The 17,209-nt window shown below is 64.7% G+C and carries 13 protein-coding genes; 9 read left to right on the forward strand and 4 right to left on the reverse strand.

Features of this window, described 5'->3' with window-relative positions:
- Positions 1 to 79: 79 nt before the first annotated feature.
- A complete protein-coding gene (locus tag FIV42_RS20965) occupies positions 80 to 2,017 on the reverse strand; it encodes a putative metal-binding motif-containing protein (RefSeq protein ID WP_141199583.1) in 1,938 nt (645 codons plus the stop codon).
- A 194-nt stretch (positions 2,018 to 2,211) separates the two neighbouring features.
- Between FIV42_RS20965 and FIV42_RS20970 the strand changes: the two genes are divergently transcribed.
- On the forward strand, positions 2,212 to 3,045 hold the full coding sequence (locus FIV42_RS20970) for a tetratricopeptide repeat protein (protein WP_141199584.1): 834 nt from the start codon (positions 2,212 to 2,214) through the stop codon (positions 3,043 to 3,045).
- Positions 3,046 to 3,054: 9 nt separating this feature from the next.
- Positions 3,055 to 4,476, forward strand: coding sequence for a hypothetical protein (locus FIV42_RS20975; protein WP_141199585.1), 1,422 nt, complete (start codon positions 3,055 to 3,057; stop codon positions 4,474 to 4,476).
- Positions 4,477 to 4,516: 40 nt separating this feature from the next.
- Here FIV42_RS20975 and FIV42_RS20980 read toward each other — a convergent pair whose 3' ends face one another.
- Positions 4,517 to 6,319, reverse strand: a complete 1,803-nt coding sequence (locus FIV42_RS20980; RefSeq protein WP_141199586.1) for a carbon starvation CstA family protein — start codon at positions 6,317 to 6,319, stop codon at positions 4,517 to 4,519.
- A 200-nt stretch (positions 6,320 to 6,519) separates the two neighbouring features.
- Here FIV42_RS20980 and FIV42_RS20985 point away from each other — a divergent pair, with 200 nt between their 5' ends.
- On the forward strand, positions 6,520 to 7,308 hold the full coding sequence (locus FIV42_RS20985; protein WP_141199587.1) for a hypothetical protein: 789 nt from the start codon (positions 6,520 to 6,522) through the stop codon (positions 7,306 to 7,308).
- Here the strand turns inward: FIV42_RS20985 and FIV42_RS20990 are convergent.
- Positions 7,305 to 8,576, reverse strand: a complete 1,272-nt coding sequence (locus tag FIV42_RS20990) for an aminotransferase class I/II-fold pyridoxal phosphate-dependent enzyme (protein WP_141199588.1) — start codon at positions 8,574 to 8,576, stop codon at positions 7,305 to 7,307. The genes FIV42_RS20985 and FIV42_RS20990 overlap by 4 nt on opposite strands.
- 76 nt (positions 8,577 to 8,652) lie before the next feature.
- On the reverse strand, positions 8,653 to 8,892 hold the full coding sequence (locus tag FIV42_RS20995) for a phosphopantetheine-binding protein (protein ID WP_141199589.1): 240 nt from the start codon (positions 8,890 to 8,892) through the stop codon (positions 8,653 to 8,655).
- Between the two features lie 251 nt (positions 8,893 to 9,143).
- On the opposite strand from FIV42_RS20995, the gene FIV42_RS21000 reads away from it, so the two are divergent.
- The 6 genes from FIV42_RS21000 (at position 9,144) to FIV42_RS21025 (ending at position 17,207) form a co-directional block, all read left to right on the forward strand.
- The gene (locus FIV42_RS21000) at positions 9,144 to 10,307 is read left to right on the forward strand and encodes a GNAT family N-acetyltransferase (protein WP_141199590.1); all 1,164 of its coding nucleotides are present in this window, start codon (positions 9,144 to 9,146) and stop codon (positions 10,305 to 10,307) included.
- 3 nt (positions 10,308 to 10,310) lie between these two features.
- Entirely contained in the window at positions 10,311 to 11,291 is a 981-nt protein-coding gene (locus FIV42_RS21005; RefSeq protein ID WP_141199591.1) for an NAD-dependent epimerase/dehydratase family protein, read from the forward strand.
- Positions 11,292 to 11,308: 17 nt separating this feature from the next.
- The gene (locus FIV42_RS21010) at positions 11,309 to 11,944 is read left to right on the forward strand and encodes a hypothetical protein (protein ID WP_141199592.1); all 636 of its coding nucleotides are present in this window, start codon (positions 11,309 to 11,311) and stop codon (positions 11,942 to 11,944) included.
- A 68-nt stretch (positions 11,945 to 12,012) separates the two neighbouring features.
- Entirely contained in the window at positions 12,013 to 13,026 is a 1,014-nt protein-coding gene (locus FIV42_RS21015; RefSeq protein WP_141199593.1) for a helix-turn-helix transcriptional regulator, read from the forward strand.
- A 274-nt stretch (positions 13,027 to 13,300) separates the two neighbouring features.
- Positions 13,301 to 15,238 (forward strand): arginine--tRNA ligase, encoded by a 1,938-nt coding sequence (gene argS, locus FIV42_RS21020; protein WP_141199594.1) that lies wholly within the window; start codon positions 13,301 to 13,303, stop codon positions 15,236 to 15,238.
- A gap of 328 nt (positions 15,239 to 15,566) precedes the next feature.
- The gene (locus FIV42_RS21025) at positions 15,567 to 17,207 is read left to right on the forward strand and encodes a hypothetical protein (protein WP_141199595.1); all 1,641 of its coding nucleotides are present in this window, start codon (positions 15,567 to 15,569) and stop codon (positions 17,205 to 17,207) included.
- The last annotated feature ends 2 nt before the right edge of the window (positions 17,208 to 17,209 follow it).

Genomic DNA, 17,209 nt, shown 5'->3' on the forward strand with positions numbered 1-17,209 from the left:
TCACTCCTCCTAGCAATAAAACTCATGGGAGCAACTGTACTCGATTTTTGCCGTGGCTCCAAATGAACGTGCTCTCGGCTCAAATGGCCTGGCAACTCCCCGACTGGCAGGTCAGGCCGTCACCACATGAGAGTCCGTCACAGTCGGCGTCGGCACAGTCGGTGTTGCCGTCTCCGTCTTCGTCGGTGCCGTTGCCGCACAACGTCTCGAAATCGCACCCGAGATTGCCGTCGCGCGAGTACTCGCAGCAATAGTCGCTCACGCCGTTGCTCGGCCCGCCACAGTAGACCGAGGCGCCGTTGCCGTAGCGGTTGTTACACCAGTTGCTCGCATCCGAGCCGCCGGCGTCACGTTCGATGCCGTTGCAGTTGTTGTCTTTTCCGTCGCAGATCTCTTCGGCGTACGGGTGCGTATTCGGGTCTCCGTCATCGCAGTCGCCGTACTGGTCGACGTAACCGGGGGTGTTGGGGCAGACGCGTGTTCCGTCGTTGTAGTCGCCGGCGCCGTAGCCGTCGCCGTCAGCGTCGGGGTACATGTAGCGGGTCAAGTTCTCGTCGATCTCGCCGTCGCAGTCGTTGTCGAGCCCGTCGCAGCTTCCCTCCTGAACCTCGTAGTCGGCCGGGCGCTGACACTGGCCGCTGGGGCCGATGGTGCCCTGCGCGCAGACGCCGTCGGAGTTGCCGTTGTAGTTGCAGTAGCATCCCTCGTCGACCTGGCCGTCGCAGTTGTTGTCGATGCCGTCGCCACAGGTGTCGGTGGTGGCCGGAGAGCCGGGAATAGCGTCGCATTCGGTGCCCGAGCCGTCCTGGGTGCACACGTAGACCCCGGTATTCTCGCAGGCGCCCTGACCGACGGTGCAGGAGGTGCCCTTGTTGGTAAACCCGTTGTCGATCTGGCCGTCGCAGTCGTTGTCGACGCCGTCGCAAACTTCGGTGCCGGGCGAGTTGGGAGTCGCGTCGCAGACGGTGCCCGAGCCGTCCTGGGAGCACACGTAGGTGCCGGTGGACTCACAGGCGCCCTGGCCGACGGTGCACGAGGTGCCCTTGTTGGTGAACCCGTCGTCGGTCAAGCCGTTGCAGTCGTTGTCGATGCCGTCGCAGATTTCGGTGCCGGGCGAGTTGGGGGTGGCGTCGCAGACGGTGCCCGAGCCGTCCTGGGAGCACACATAGGTGCCGGTGGACTCACAGGCGCCCTGGCCGACGGTGCAGGAGGTGCCCTTGTCGGTGAACCCGTTGTCGACTTGGCCGTCGCAGTCGTTGTCGAGGCCGTCACAGGTTTCGTTTGCCGGGCCGGTCGAGTTTCTGCACTCGGTATCCCACTGGCCATTGGTGCACGTCTGGGTGCCTGTCTGGCAAATACCCTCGTCGGTGCCGCACTCACGTGTTTCGCCGTTGGTGCACGGACAGTTTTCGTCGACGGTCTGGTCGCAGTTGTTGTCCGCGGTGCCGTCGCAGACTTCGGGGGCATCCGGGTTGGTCGACGCATCGGAGTCGTCGCAGTCGTCGGCATTCGCCACGTAATCGGCCGGGGCGCTGCACGCGACGATCTCGGTCGCCGGGTCGCCAAAGCCGTCGGCGTCGGCATCGCGATAGAAGGGCTGTGCGCCGTCGGCGTCGGGGCCGTCGACTTGGCCGTCGCAGTCGTTGTCGAGGCCGTCGCAAATCTCGACGCCTCCGTTGGAGGGCTCGCAGCCCGAGGTGTCGGTCTCGACGTCGTCTTCGCCGGTATCCGTGGGGACGTCGGGCAGATCGGTGTCCTCGCCGGCGTCCGACGCGCCGCCGTCGTCAGGCGTGTCGGCGTCATTGGACGTGCCCACATCCAAGCCGCTGCCGTCGTCGTCGACGCGCCAAAAGCCCTCACGGCACACCTCACCGTCGCGCGTCGCTCCTTCCTCGCTACACTCGAGCCCGGACGCCGTGGTCTCGAATGAGCAACTCGCCCCCATAAACATCGATACGACAGTGAGGCTTGCGGCGAGGAACAACCGCAGGTTGCGAGCGGAAGACGACACGTTCATAAGCTACCTTCTCGAATCCATGATGCATTCAAATGCGACTTGCCGCAGTGTAACGGTTTCGCGCGCGAACGCCAAATACACAGCGTCAGTGGCGGCCGCACAAGCATCAAAGGTCAACTATCTTGTGACCAAAATCTTGCGGTGATAACGTCGAATGCAATTCGAATGACTCGAGATTTTCGTCGGAGTTGTCTGTGAGATTTGTTACGAAACGTCGTACGCGCATGCTCGCCGGTGTCCTCACTGCGTGCAGCATGCTCTGCGCACTGGCCTCGCCTGCGATGGCTCAACAGGAGCCACCGGCTGAAGCGCAACCCGAGCAAGAAATCGTCGAGCCCACCGAAGCGCAATTGTCGCTCAACGATGACGGCGTGCGCGCGATGATCGAGGGCGACTACGCCGGCGCCATCGCCCAGCTCGAGCGCTCGATTCGCCTCGGCGAAATCAACGTCACCTACCTCAACCTCGGGCGGGCCTACCAGAAGCTGGGGCGCTGCGCCAAAGCGCGCGAGGCGCTCGAGAAGGTCAAGACCGCCCCCGCGGTCCAGGACCCTCCGCCGTCGGAGGTGCGCGCGGTCGCCGACCAGTACTTGGCCGAGTTGGATGAGACGTGCACGGGGGACGACGCGCCCGCCGGCGGCGACACGTCCAAAGACCCGTCGTCGACCATCGAGCCGACGCGTATCGACTCGTCCCCCAATATGCTGGGCTGGGGCACGGCGTTGTCTGGCGTCGCGCTTATCGGCGGCGGCGTGGCGATGCACTTTGTCGCCGAGTCGGAGCGCGCCCCGGTCGTCGATAGCAACGGCGTGGTCACCGACGTCACCCAGCGCGAGGCGGCCGATATCGAAGAGACCGCCGACACCTACGACACCATCGGCCTCGCCATGGGGATCGGTGGCGCCGCGCTGGCCGGTGTCGGGACCTACCTTTTGTTGACCGATGATGCCGAGGGCGGCAGCGGTGACGGCACGACCGTCTGGATCGGCTCGGACAATATCGGAATTAGCTGGACTCATTCTTTCTAGAGACGATCGATGGCCGCAAAAACTGGTGAAAGGCAGTCCTCGCGTTGGTGGGGCCTCCTTGGATGGGCTTGTCTGGTGGCGCTGTGTTGGGGGACGGGTTGCCACACCGACATCGGACTCGAGTCACGACGCTTCGAGTGCGTCTCCGATAACGACTGCCTCGACGGATGGCACTGCAGCCCGGACGAGATGGTCTGTGTCGAGGGCGCGTTGGTGCCGTCCGATGCCGGCGACGTCTCCGACACCGCCGATGTGCAGCCGCCGCAGGACGCTTCCGATGTCCCCGACACGACGGACGTCTCCGACGACGTGCGCGTCGACGCCGAAGACGATGCCGGCTCGACTTGCACGGACTGTGTCTCGGGCTCCTACTGCGAGCCTTCCAGCGGTCAATGTGTCGATTGCCTGGAGAACGCCCACTGCGCACCCGAAGAAGTCTGCGACGGCAACGCGTGTAAGAGGCAAGAGTGCGACTCGTCCGAGGACTGCGGCCGTGGCCAAGACTGTGATCCAAACGTCGACGGCAAGCCGTACTGTCGCTATCAATCTTGCGCCGCCGAAGGTGATCCGTGTCAGCGAGCCAGGCTGTCCGACGAGTTGATACAGGGCGACTTTCTGTGCATGCCCGATTCGAGCAGTGGCCACCCCGACGTGGGCCGATGTGTGCCGAACGTGTGTTACGCGGCGCGCACGCAGTCGGTATGCCCCGAGAGCACGTACTGCGTGCGAGGCTCCCGCGATTTGAGCGTGCTCAAGTGTGAGCGCAGTGAATGTGCCACCCAGGGCGATTGCGACCGGTCCCCTGAGCCGACCTCGCAGTGCTTGCTGTTGACGCCGGATTTCGGCACCTGCGTGCCGGCGGGTACGCTTGCAAAGGGCGACCGCTGCGGCCTGTCGACTCAGAGTGATTACTGCGAGGCGGGCACCCTTTGCACCACCGCCGCCGGGTCGCGTGCTTGCGCCTCCATGTGCGACTTGAGCGACCGCCTCGGGTGCAACGGCGACGTCTGCACGCCGCGCACCGCCGCGGTCGGAGTCTGCTTGCAGCCGATCGGCGGGCGCGTCTACCAGAGTTGTAGCTCGCTAGGCTCGCCGTGCGAGGAAATGTCGGTGTGCGCCCAGGACCCTCGCCTGGGTGGCAAAGGCGGGAATGTCTGCGTGCCATACTGCCGCATGGCGCAAGGTGACAAGGATTGCCAGGACGTCCTGGTCGACGGCAGCGCGACCACCTGTAACCCCTACCTGGCGCCGGGCAAACCCGACCTTGGAGTGTGCACGCCGCCATGTAGCCGCGACGGCGACTGCACGGTGCCCGGCAGCGCGTGTGACCGGGCTGCCGGCGTGTGTCGGATGGCGTGCACGACCGACCGGCAATGCGCCGAGAGTCTGTCGAGTACCGGCTGGATTTGCCGTGACGGATTCTGTGAGTGACGGCCCGCGGGGTGATAAGATTGGTTCGGCGGCGAGGCGCTCAGATATCGATGTCGAGCGCTTCGACCTTTTCTTGGCGCTCTCGGTAGCGCGCCACTGCCAGACCTGCCTCGACGACCAGCCACAGCGCGAGCACCAGCAAGAAGGTGCCCACCCCGAAGAGCAGCCAGTTTTCGCCCTCCAAGAATGTCTTCGCGTTCGAGAACATCGCCGTGATGGTAGTCACGAGCATGCCCACCATCGGGATTCCGGCGACCCACCAGGGCTTTTGGCGCACCAGCAGGTACAGCGTGACGACCAGCAACGCCAGGGCGGCCATGATCTGGTTGGTGGTCCCGAAGAGCTGCCACAACACCAGGCCCGCCGGCTTACCGTCGACCTCGTAGAAGGCGAAGAACCCGATCGCGCCCACGGCGACCATGCTCGACAAGTACCGGTTGTCGAAGAACTTCAGCCCCAGCGTCTCGCCGATCTCCTCGACGTTGTAGCGCAGCAGGCGCGTGGCGCTGTCGAGCGAAGTGAGCGCGTAGCTGACCACAAAGACGCTGATAAACGACGCGCCGATTTCTTTGGGGATCCCCAGGGAGCCCAAAAAGGTGGCGCAGCCGTTGATGAAGTTGCCGATCTTGGCGCCCAGCGACCCCGCCTGACCCCAGTTGGCGTACGCCTCGTTCCACTCGGCCACGCTGGTGATGCCGGCGGTGGTCGCCAGCACGGCCACCAGCCCCAGCAGCGACTCGCCGATCATGCCGCCGTAGCCGATGAGCCGGGCGTCGGTCTCGCGGTCGAGCTGCTTGGCCGAGGTGCCGCTCGACACCAAACTGTGAAAGCCCGAGGCCGCCCCGCAGGCGATGACGATGAAGACGAACGGGAACAGGCTCGGCGCCCCTTCCGGGTTGGGGCGCACCGCCGGGGCGGAGAACTCCGGGGCCATGACGAAGAGGCCCAGGTAGACGCTGCCCAGGCCCAGATAGAGCAGAAGGCAGTTCAAGAAGTCACGCGGCTGCAAGAGACTCCACACGGGCAACACCGACGCCAAGAAGGCGTAGAAAAGGAGCACGTGGCTCCATCCGGCGGTGCCCGGCGCGATGTCAGGATCCGCGAGCATCGTCGCCGCCATCACCGAGTCGAGCTGGGCGACCCAGATGAGCACGAGCAGTAGCACGAAGCCGATGGGCGTCATCACCTTCCAGGAGACGCCCTTCTTGAAGCCGAGCCAGCCGATGGTCGCCGCGATGAGCATCAACCCGAACGACGGGATGATCGCCTGCGGGAAGGAGGCTGCCCCCGGCGGCTCGCTGGCCACGGGGCCCGCGGAGCCGGCGAACAGGGTGCCCAGGTAGCCGAAGATCGTCGTGTCGCTGCCGGGGTTGGGGCTGAAGAGCAGGGCGATGACGTAGACGAAGACGCCCATGGCCAGCGCCACCAAAAAGAAGATGATGATGTGAAGCAGGGTCTTCGCCCGCGGACCGATCAATCCCTCGGCGACCTTGCCGATGCTCTTTCCCTTGGCGCGCACGCTGACGACCAGCGCGCCGAAGTCGTGCACGCAGCCAACGAACAGGGCTCCGACGACCACCCAGCACATCGCCGGCAGCCACCCCCAGATCACCGCCACGGCGGGGCCGAGCATCGGCGCCAGCCCGGCGATGGACGCGTAGTGGTGGCCGAAGAGCACGCCTGGGCGGGTCGGCACGTAGTCGACCCCGTCGCGAAGCGCGTGCGCCGGGGTTTTGACGTCGTCGCGCAACTCGAAGACCCGCTCGGACAGGTAGCGGCTGTAGATAAGGTAGCCGGCGACATAGCCGGCAAAGGCGATGGCGGTGGCGACGGCGGCGTTCACACAAACTCCTGAAGTCTCGATGCAATCCGATACCCCACACTACACGCTCCTGCGGTGCGCCGGTCAAGCCTTGGTCGTTCTTGAGCGAGCCACGCGCCGATGTTAGCGTTTTCATCGCCGGACAACGTCGATTCCATCCAGACCCACGAAGACGCCCCACGGCGCCTCGAACCGCGGTAACCATGATGCGTACGCAACGAATGACCAAGATAATCGGGATGTTGGTGGTCGCCGCCGTGACGCTAGGCGTTGCTTGCCACACCGATCTGGGCGTCGAGTCGCGCCAGTTCGAATGTCAGGGGGACAACGACTGCCTGTCGGGGTGGACGTGCTCTTCCGAAAACCTCTGTGTTCGCCAGGGCAGCGTCGAGGTGGACGCCGGCGATACGCGCGACGCTGAGGACGTGGCGACCGATACGGCGCCGCTGCTGGACGCCGAGCCCTCGGACACAGCGCAAGACGCGGCCGACGCGACTGTCGACGCGGCCGAGGATGCCGCCGATACGTCGAACCCCTGTGAAGGCGTCCACTGCGATGGCACTCAGGTATGCGATCCGGAGACGGGTGCATGTGTCGACCCGCCCGAGTGCGTCGTCAACAGCGACTGCAGCGGCTCGGGAGAGCAGTGCGTCACCGACGCCGAGGGCGTCGCCTTTTGCTGCGCGGCGATCGGTGTGCCCGAAAACCAGTGCGACCCCATCTGTCAGACGGGCTGCGATGTCGGCGAAGCCTGCCGGGCGAGCTACGACGAGAGCACTTACGAATTTGAAGGGTGGGTCTGCAAGCCGGCTGGTGATGGGCTGCAAGGAGAGCCTTGCGGTGGCGTGCAGGACTGTGCCGCCGGCTTTACCTGCGGGTCGGGGGCGACGCCTCAGGGAGAGTGTCAGGAGATATGCCGAATGGACATCGACAACTGGTGCAGCACAGGAACGTGCAACGACACGTTCCTGCACGACACCGTCGGCTCGTGCGGTGAGCAGGTCAACTAACCGCCGACCGTACCCAACGGCTTGGCGATGACGTCTTCGATGATGTTGCACGCCTCGTCGATATCCTCTTTGGTCAGCTGCGAGGAGACCGAGATGCGGAAGCGGCGCGCGTGCGCCTCGACCGCCGGGAAGTCGACGGGCTGCAAGAAGAGGCCGCGCTGCTGGCACTGGATGGCCATCGAGTAGAGTTGGCGGCCGTCCGAGCCGATGATGATCGGGATGATCTGCGACTCGGTCTCGCCCAGATCGAGGTTGAGCGCCTCCAGGTTCTCTTTGAAGTACGCCACGTTGTCCCACATCTTGTCGCGCAACGTCGAGTCGCGGGTGGCGACCTCGAGCGATTTCATCATCCCCGCCACGATGGGGGGCGGAAGGGCGCACGAGAACTGGAACGGTGAGGCGTAGTACTTCATGTAGCGAATGATCGCTTCGTTGGCGCACACGAAGCCGCCGACGCCGCCAAACGACTTGCTCAGCGTGCCGAAGCTGATGCCCACCTGGTCTTCCAGACCGAAATGCTCGGCCACGCCGCGCCCGTTCTCACCGAACATCAGCGTCGAGTGAGCCTCGTCGATGTAGATGGGGGTCTGGTGCGCCTTACATACCTCGTTGATGGCAGGCAGGTCGCACAGGTCGCCGTCCATCGAATAGACGCCCTCGACGACCACCAACTTGCGCTTGTCGCTATACTTGTCGAGCACCGCGTCGAGGTGCTCGGCGTCGTTGTGATCGAAGGTGGCCAGCTTGGCGCCCGACAGCGTGCCGCCGTCGACCACGCTGCGGTGGCACTTCGAGTCGATCACCAGCACGTCGCCCTTGCGCAAAAGCCCCTGCATCGCCCCCATATTGCCGCCCAGCCCGCTCGAAAAGAGCATGCAGGCGTCCTTCTGCTTGAAGTCGGCCAACTGTTGGGCGAACTCCTCGTGCAGATCGAAGGTCCCCGACAGCATCGCCGCGCCCGACGCGCTCAACCCGTACTCGTCCGCCGCCTGCTTGGCTGCCTCGACGACCTCGGGGTGGGTCGACAGGCCCAGGTAGTTGTACGAGGTCAGGTTGATCGTGTCGCGCTCTTCGCCGTCGAAGCCGTTGCGGATGCGCGTGCGCGGTTTGGGCGAGCTTTGCAGCGGTTGCTCGTACAGGCTCATGCCCATCGCCACGGCCGGGTCGTGGGACCACTCTTGGAAGTCCTCCGGCGGGGCGAGCACGTCCGGGTTATCGTTCCAACCAAAGTCGGCCAGGCTGAATTTTAAGGGGTCGATATTCTTCATAGGCTCGGGAGTGATCGAGGGAGCGGGTCATCGAGGGATCGAGGAGACGACAAGGGCCTACGACCCCTCGACCCGGTCAGACATACTGCATGAATTTGTCGGCGAGCCCGTCGATCGTCTCGATCTCGGCGAGTTCGGCGCGCGGCACCTTGATGTTCATCTCGCGCATCGAGGCGGTGACCACCTCGAGCATGTCCAGGCTGTTGGCGCCGAAGTCGCGGAACGAGTCGGCGAACTCCAGGTCTTCTTCTTCGACGTCGTCGAGGTGCTCGACCACGTTCTTGCGAATCACGGCTACCACTTCGTCTTTGGTCATCTCGTATCCTTTCATTGTTGAGCATCAATCCGGCAGTGCCGCCACTGACAGCGCAATGTCGACGCGGCTGACCGGTAAGTCAAACGCTCATCATGTAGCGAGAGAGGCGCGTGAATTCAAGGGGAGAAACCGGACAAACGGTCGGAATGGTTTCAGATTTCGCGTCTAGATTAGGCAGGGGTGCTGGAAGTCTCCGCCCGAATGCGGTATCGACTGGAATCCGGCACCCAACTCTAACCTGTGAGGCCTCCGTGTTTCGACTCGATTCGACAAAGAAGGACGCTCAATCTGCGGTGGCAGTACGCCCGGTGATTTCGCTTCGCGACCGCCACCGGTTCATCCGCTTTCCCCACCGGCTCTACGCCGACGACCCCAACTACTGCGCTCCGCTCGACGCCATGGTCTGGGAGCAGACCTCGCGCCGGCTCAACCCCTGGTTCGAGCACGGCGAGGCCCAGTTCTACCTGGCCTTTCGCGGTGACCGCGTCGTCGGGCGCATCAGCGCGCAGGTCGACCAGATGCACCTCAAGCAGCACGACGACGGCGCTGGCTTCTTCGGCTTCTTCGAGGTCGAAGAGGATCCCGAGGCGGCGCGCGCGTTGTTGACCACGGCCGAGGACTGGTGTCGCTCGCGAGGAATGGAGCGCATTCGCGGCCCGTTTTCCCTGTCGATCAACGAGGAGTCGGGCCTGCTCGTCGACGGGTTCGACACGCCCAACTACATCATGATGCCCCACGGGCGCCCCTACTACGACGAGTTCGTCACGGGGGCGGGCTTCGAGAAGGCCATGGACCTGTACGCCTGGCAATACAGCCGCGAGCGCATCCCGGAGTACGCCTTCGAGATGGCCGACGCCGCCAAAGATCACCCGGGCGTGACCATTCGCGACCTCGATATGGACAATATCGAGCGCGACGTGCGCATCATCATGGACATCTTCAACGAGGCCTGGTCGAAGAACTGGGGGTTTGTGCCCCTGACCGAGGCCGAGCTCGACAAGATGGCCCAGGAGTTCAAGCTCATCGTCGATCCCGAGTTGTGCATGATCGCCGAGGTAGACGGCGACCCGGCTGCGATGACCGTGGCGCTTCCCAACATCAACGAGGCGTTCCGCGACCTCGACGGCAAGCTGTTGCCGGGCGGCTGGGCCAAGGTGCTGTATCGACTCAAGGTCAAGAGCCCCAAGACCTTCCGCTGCGTGCTGCTCGGCATCCGCAAAAAGTACCGCAAGGTCGCCATGGGCGGGCTGAGCGTGCTCCTCTACACCACGATCTACAAGCGCGCCTTCGACAAGGGCTACGAGTTGGCCGAAGCCGGGTGGACCTTGGAGACCAACAAGGGCATCAACCAGGGCATGGAGCTGATGGGCGCCGAGCGTTACAAGACGTACCGGGTCTACGAAAAGGAGCTCTAGAAGATGCGCGTCTTCGTCACAGGCGGAACAGGTTTTGTCGGCTCTCATGTGGTCGAGCGACTCGTCGACCGGGGCCACGATCCGCTGTGCCTGATTCGCAAAACGTCGAATACCGCCCACCTCGACGAGCTCGGCGTCGACACTCACGTCGGCTCGCTGGCCGACGTGCAGACGATGCGCGCGGCCGTCGAAGACGCCGACGCGGTGGTCCACATCGCCGGCGTCATCAAGGTGCGCGAGTTCGACGACTTCTACACCATCAACGGCGAGGCCACCGGCGAGCTCGGCCGGCTGGCCGCCGAGGTCAACCCCGACCTCGAGCGCTTCGTCTACGTATCGAGCGTCAGCGCCCAGGGCCCGTCCGACGGGCCCGAGCCGCGCCCCCACGACCGCACGCCGCAACCCGTGAGTCATTACGGGCGCAGCAAGCTGCTGGGCGAGGAGCGCCTCGAGCCGCTGGTCGACGCGCTTCCCCTCACCATCTTTCGTCCCCCGCCTGTCTACGGCCCGCGCGACTACGAGATGCTCGCCGCCTTCCAGATGGCCAAATACGGCATCGCCCCGGTCTACGGCGACGGGGAGGGCTATTTGAGCCTGATTCACGTCCACGACCTCGCCCGCGCCATCGTCAAGGCGCTGGAGGCCGACCACCCGAGCGGCTCGGTCTTCGCGATCGACGACGGCGAGGTGCATACCTGGAAGACGCTCACCCGCGACTTCGGCCGGGCGATGGGCAAAGAGCCGCGCCACGTGTGTGTGCCGCGCGTGCTCTTTCACGCCGCCGGCCACGTCAGCGAAGCTTTTGGGCGGCTGACCAACCGTGCTACGATTTTCAACACGGACAAGGTCGCCGAGATGGCGCAGGGCAGTTGGGTTTGCGGCAGTGTCCAGCTGCGTGAGCTTCTCGATTGGCAGCCCCGATGGCCGATCGAGAAGGGCGCGCGTCAGACGGCCGAATGGTATCTCGAGGAGGGCTGGATTTGATTCACGGGCATCGAGACATGGCGGAACTCGTCGAGGCGGCATACCGCATCGAAGTCGACCGCCAGGCCTGGCTCGACGGGTTGGCCGAGGTGCTCGGTCAGATCCACGGCAAGGGCCCCGGCCTGATGGTCTACCTGTTCGATGCCAGCCAGCGAGAAGAGGGCGTCCACCTTCCCGCCTACGCGCTCTATGGACTCGACGAGACGTTCGCCGAAGCCACGATCAAGCACAACGCCGCCTCCCCGCCCGACGACACACGACTGGTGTACGGGCCGGGCGTCCGCTGCTCGACGGTGAGCGAATTGCTCGCCGATCAGGGCATCGTCCCTGCCGAGCACCCCAGTTTCGGCCCCAACACCCGCCTGATCGGCATCGAGGATGCCTGGGGTCTGACGGCTTCAGACGCCCATTCGCGTGGGGTCGCCGTGGCCGCCCCCCTGAACGACGTGTCCCAGATGTCCGGGGAGATGCGAGAGCTCTGGCAACTGATCGGCACCCACTTGCTCACGGCCTACCGGCTGCGCCGGCGTCACGTCGGCGGCCAGGACATCGACGAGGCCGCCCGCGATCTGATCGGCGCCTCGGTCGACACCGCCAAAGAGCTCGTCAAGCAAGAGGTGCTCATCCGCCTGCGTGCACATTTTTCGCGTTAGGTGCATCTAAGCCACAAGCCGTAAAAAAACATGTAGTGCTTCGCCCCAACAGACGGTTCGAGGATTCAATGATTGGCATCCAACGAGAGCTGGTGGGAGTGGTCGAGGCGGCCTATCGGCTGGAACTCGAACGGCACTCTTGGCTGCAGGGCTTGGCCGATGTCCTCGCGACGATGGCGCGACAACTGCCCGGCTTGATGGTCTACGTGTACGACGCGAGCACTCCCGAGGCGGGAGCAATCGTCGAGGACTACGCGTTGCACGGGCTGCCGGAGTCCTTCGGTGAGGCCACCGTCGAGCTCAACATCAACACCGCTCCTCATATGGTGCGCGAGGTTTACCACCGCGGCATCATCTGCTCGACGGTCAGCGAGATTCTGGCTCCCCACGGCATGTCGCCGGAAGAACACCCCCTGACGGGTCGGCTCAATCGTCGCATCCATATCGCAGACTGCTGGGGCGTGAGCGGCTCGAACCCCGATGGACGAGGCGTGGGCATCGCCGCGCCGCTCCTCGAGGTGTCGGCGCTCCCCGAAGAGGTGCGCGAGTTGTGGGGGCTTGTCGGGGTGCACCTGGCCACTGCCTACAGGCTTCGCCGCGGCGTCGAGGCGAATCGCGCGGAACCGGAAGCCGCCATCCTCGACCCGGGCGGCAAGCTCGTCCACGCCGAGGGCGACGCCGCCGACGGCGAAGCGCGCGAAGCGCTCGAGAGAGCCACCCGCCGCATCGACCGGGCCCGCTCGGGCCCCTTGCGCCACGAGCCCGCCGAAGCGCTCCCTATGTGGCGAGGTCTGGTCGAAGGCCGCTGGTCACTTGTCGACCGCTGGGACTCCGACGGCCGCCGCTACGTGGTCGCCCACCCGAACGATCCACACTTCGACGAACCCCAAAAGCTCACCGACCGCGAGCGTCAGGTCGTCGCCTACGCCTCGCAGGGCGACACGAACGCGCGTATCAGCTACTCGCTCGGCCTCGACGAGCCCACCGTCGAGGCGCTCCTGCACAGCGCGCTCGCCAAGCTCGGCTTCGACTCGCGCGAGCGGTTGGGGGAGCTGCGCCGGTTTTTCGAAGATCCGTCCTGAGGCGGGGGGCGAGGAAGCGAAGAGGAGGCCTTGCAGGAGCGTGGCGCCAGCTATTAGGGGCTAAGGCCATTATTGGGTCGCATGATCGTGGCGTTTCGGGTTCTCGAAACCTCAAAAAGCAAGGCCTGGCCGATCCGCGACTCCCTAATGGTCCAAGCCCCTAATAGCTGGCGCTGCGCTCCTGCAAGGCGCCGCAAATTGCCAGGCGCCAACCCCGCCTTGCCAAAGCCCCCACTCGAAAATATGTTGCCCCCGGCTTACTGAATCGCCCCAAATGAACCAGGCACTACCCATGCGCATCCAAGACATCGAAACCCGCGTCGCCGAGCTCAAAGACCAGGCCCTCGAGGCGCTGGAGGTCCCGGAAGAAGCCATCGCCGACATCAACGTCGAAACCCCGCCCAACCCCGAGATGGGCGACCGCGGGTTTCCGTGCTTCGTGCTCGCGCGCCATCTTAGAAAGGCGCCGCCGATGATCGCCAAGGAAGTCGCCGCCAAGCTCGAGGAGTTCGTCACCGACGAGGACGTCATCGCCGAGGTGCGCGCGGTCGGCCCGTACGTCAACGTGCTGTTCAGCAAGGCCAAGCTCGCCCGCGTGGTCGTGGGCGAGGCGCTCGACGACGAGCATTTCGGCGGCGAGACCGCCGACGAGCCGAAGCATTGGATGTTCGAGTACTCCGCGCCCAACACCAATAAGCCCCAGCATCTGGGCCACGTGCGCAACGACCTGCTCGGCCAGTCGGTCGCCACCATCGCCGACTGGGCCGGCCATGAGGTCACCCGCGTCAACCTGATCAACGACCGCGGCATCCACATCTGCAAGTCGATGCTCGCCTACCAGAAATGGGGCGAGGGGGAGACGCCGGAGAGCGCCGGGATCAAAGGCGACCACCTGGTGGGCAAATACTACGTGCTCTTCAACAACAAGTTCATCGAGGAGTACGAGGCCTGGCAGCAAACCGATGAGGCCGAGGCGCGCTTCGGGGAGTGGATGGCCGAGCGCGACACCGACGAAGATGAGGATCTCGACCCGCAAGAGCTCCGCCAGAAGTTCTTCAAGGCGTACAAAGACGACTACTTCAACCGCGAGAGCAAGCTCGGCCAGCAAGCCAAGCAGATGCTGCTCGACTGGGAGGCCGGCGACGAAGAGGTCGTCGAGCTGTGGAAGACGATGAACCAGTGGGTCTTCGACGGCTTCGACCAGACCTACGAGCGCCTGGGCGTCGAGTTCGATCACGTCTACTACGAGTCGAATACCTACAAGCTCGGCAAAGACATCGTGCTCGAGGGGCTCGAAGAGGGCAAATTCGAGAAGATCGAGGGCGGCGCCATCGCCTGCGACCTCGAGAAGGTCGGCCTGCAGGGCCAGAAGGTTTTGCTCCGAAGCGACGGTACCTCGGTCTACATGACCCAAGATATCGGCACCGCGCTCGAGCGCTTCCGCGAGTATGACCTCGACCAGATGGTCTACGTGGTGGGCAACGAGCAGGACTACCACTTCAACGTGCTCTTCAAGATCCTGGGGCTCTTGAAGCCCGAGCTCGAAGGCCGGCTCTTTCACCTGTCCTACGGCATGGTGCTCCTGCCCGAGGGCAAGATGAAGAGCCGCGAGGGCAAGGTCGTCGACGCCGACGACCTGATGGACCAGATGGAGAAGTTGGCGCGTGAGGCGGTCGTCGAGCGTTGGCCCGACATCGACGAAGACGAGGTCGACACCCGCGCCAAGGCCATCGGCATGGCCGCGCTCAAGTACTACATCCTCGACTTCAACCCGCGTACCACGGTCAACTTCGACCCCAAGAAGTCGATCGACTTCCAGGGCCGCACCGGCCCCTACTGCCTGTATAGCTACGCGCGCATCCAGTCCATCGGCCGGCGCATCGGCGGCTGGCCCGAGCTCGACGACAAGAGCCGCGCCGCCTGCCTGGAGGCGCTGGGCACCGACCTCGAGATGGCGCTCGTGCGCGAATTGCAGACGTGGCCCAAAGTCGCCGCCACCGCCGCGCGCGACCTCGACCCGAGCAAGGTCACCGAGCACATGTTCAACATGTGCAAGTCCTTCAGCACGCTCTACAACGACGACGACCACAAGATCGTCGACATCGACGACGAACAACGCCGCGACGGCCTGCTGTATTTGGCCCAGGCGGTCGCCGCGACGTTGCAGAAGGGCCTGGCGTTGTTGGGGATCGAGACGCTCGAGGAGATGTGAGCTCTTCGATTTGCGGCGCCTTGCAGGGGCGCGGCGCCAGCTATTAGGGGCTTGGACCATTAGGGAGTCGCGGATCGGCTAGGCCTTGCTTTTTGGGGTTTCGAGAACCCGCAACGCTTTTTGAGGTTTCGAGAACCCGAAACGCCACGCTCCCACGACCCAAAAATGGCCCTAGCCCCTAATAGCAGGCGCCACTCACCTGCAAGGCCTCCTCAACGCAACATGATCCAAGGTCGCGCCGCCACGCACGACCACTGAAAGATTGGCCGATCTGTCTGCGTTTGCTAAAGTCGTGTCAGGAATCCCTCGCGTACCTCAGACAGGCTCTATGGCTCAGCGTAGTTTTTCCGTGGTGGTGTTGCCCGACGACTGGGACGGCTCTCTCGAGGAGTTGGCTCAGAAGATGATGCCGGTGACTCGCCGCGGGCCCAACCAGGTGCTGCCCCTTCTGGCGCGCGGCGCGATGACCCTCGAGGCGGATTTGAGTGTCGAGGAAGCGGGACTGCTGCAGGCGCGGCTCAACAAGTTGGGCGTGCCCGCGCGGGTGATCAACGAGGCGGGCGACGTCGTCTCCGACTCGGCGCACGGCGGGGCGGAGGCGTCCGAGCCGAAGCCCGAATCCAAGCCCAAACCTGCGCCCAAATCGAAACCGAAGCTGAAGCTTCCCAAGCCGAAGAGCGCGTCGAAGCCCGAACCGGAACCGAAACCTGAGCCAACACCGGAGCCGGAAGCCTCGACGGGCGGCGAATGGGCGAATGTCTTTCCCGACCTCGACGAGCCTCCGAAGTCGCTCGACGAACTCGCCGGCGATTCGGATGCTTTTGGCGCCGAGCCGGCGCCCAAGCGAGAGCAAGATGCACTCGCACCGAAAGACGCGGCGCCCGAGCGAGAGCAAGATGCACTCGCACCGAAAGACGCGGCGCCCGAGCGAGAGCAAGATGCACTCGCACCGAAAGACGCGGCGCCCGAGCCCGAAGACAAGCCGCAGGCCACGCCGCCCCCACAGCCGCCGTCGCGCGGCCTGCCGGGCGCCCAGCCGACTTCGAAGCCGAAGCCGCGTCCCAAGAATTTCGATGCGGGCAAGATGTCGAGCGCGCTGCGCTCGGCGTCGGGCGACAAGCCGCCGTATGCGCCCGAGGGCTTCGACGACTCGATGTCGCATATCCCGCTCATCGCTGCGCTGCTCAGCCTCATCGCGCCCGGCGCCGGGCAGGTCTACAACGGCCGGGTCGAGGAGGCGCGCGAGTACGGGGTGCGCTTTGCGCTGATCCTCCCCTGGTATCACAGCGTGCGCGAGGCGTACGACTACGCCGAGAAGATTCGCACCTACTGGGCGCCGCGGCCCGAGCCGGGGGCGTTCGTGGGGGCGCTGAAGCATCTGGCGATCTGGTGGCTCGTGGCGGGCACCGCCTTTGCGGCGTTGGGGTGGGTCGGCCTCGAACTCTATGATGTGGCCAAAACGCCCGAAGCGCCCAAGATTACCGAAGCCGACGTCGACAGCGCTTTCGGCGAGGCGCGCACGAAGGTTCAAATGGCGCGCATCGCCGCGCTCGACGGCGTCACGGCCTATCTCGACGAGCGCGACCGCAACCACAAACGCTTCACGATGTCGCAGAACGAGCGCGCGGAGCGGTTGTTTCGCCGCGGGATCGTCTTCTGCAAAAATGGAAACTACGCGACCTGCGCCAGCGCCATGAAGCGGGTGAGCAGCCTGAGCCCCAGGCTGCGCCGCGACGCATACCGGCTGCAGGCGTGGGCGAGCGTCCAGCAGTCCTCGCAGCGCACGAACGAGCCGATGCCCGAGGTCAGCGTCGGGTCACTTTCGGACTTCGAGCAGCAGGGATTCGAGCAGCAAGACAGCGAGCGGAGCGACGTCGGAAAGAACGAAGCCGACGCCGCCGCCGAGGCGTCCAATAACGACAACAGCGCGTCCAAAGAGCAGAACCAGGCACCCCAACCCCCACCATGAGG

It is taken from the genome of Persicimonas caeni, assembly GCF_006517175.1.
Lineage (GTDB): Bacteria > Myxococcota_A > Bradymonadia > Bradymonadales > Bradymonadaceae > Persicimonas > Persicimonas caeni.

Bases quoted from the DNA above. Each gene is read 5' to 3' on its own strand.
- FIV42_RS20965 (WP_141199583.1), bottom strand. From the start codon at position 2,017: ATGAACGTGTCGTCTTCCGCTCGCAACCTGCGGTTGTTCCTCGCCGCA.
- FIV42_RS20975 (WP_141199585.1), top strand. From the start codon at position 3,055: ATGGCCGCAAAAACTGGTGAAAGGCAGTCCTCGCGTTGGTGGGGCCTC.
- FIV42_RS20985 (WP_141199587.1), top strand. From the start codon at position 6,520: ATGACCAAGATAATCGGGATGTTGGTGGTCGCCGCCGTGACGCTAGGC.
- FIV42_RS20990 (WP_141199588.1), bottom strand. From the start codon at position 8,576: ATGAAGAATATCGACCCCTTAAAATTCAGCCTGGCCGACTTTGGTTGG.
- FIV42_RS20995 (WP_141199589.1), bottom strand. From the start codon at position 8,892: ATGACCAAAGACGAAGTGGTAGCCGTGATTCGCAAGAACGTGGTCGAG.
- FIV42_RS21005 (WP_141199591.1), top strand. From the start codon at position 10,311: ATGCGCGTCTTCGTCACAGGCGGAACAGGTTTTGTCGGCTCTCATGTG.
- FIV42_RS21010 (WP_141199592.1), top strand. From the start codon at position 11,309: ATGGCGGAACTCGTCGAGGCGGCATACCGCATCGAAGTCGACCGCCAG.
- FIV42_RS21015 (WP_141199593.1), top strand. From the start codon at position 12,013: ATGATTGGCATCCAACGAGAGCTGGTGGGAGTGGTCGAGGCGGCCTAT.
- argS (WP_141199594.1), top strand. From the start codon at position 13,301: ATGAACCAGGCACTACCCATGCGCATCCAAGACATCGAAACCCGCGTC.
- FIV42_RS21025 (WP_141199595.1), top strand. From the start codon at position 15,567: ATGGCTCAGCGTAGTTTTTCCGTGGTGGTGTTGCCCGACGACTGGGAC.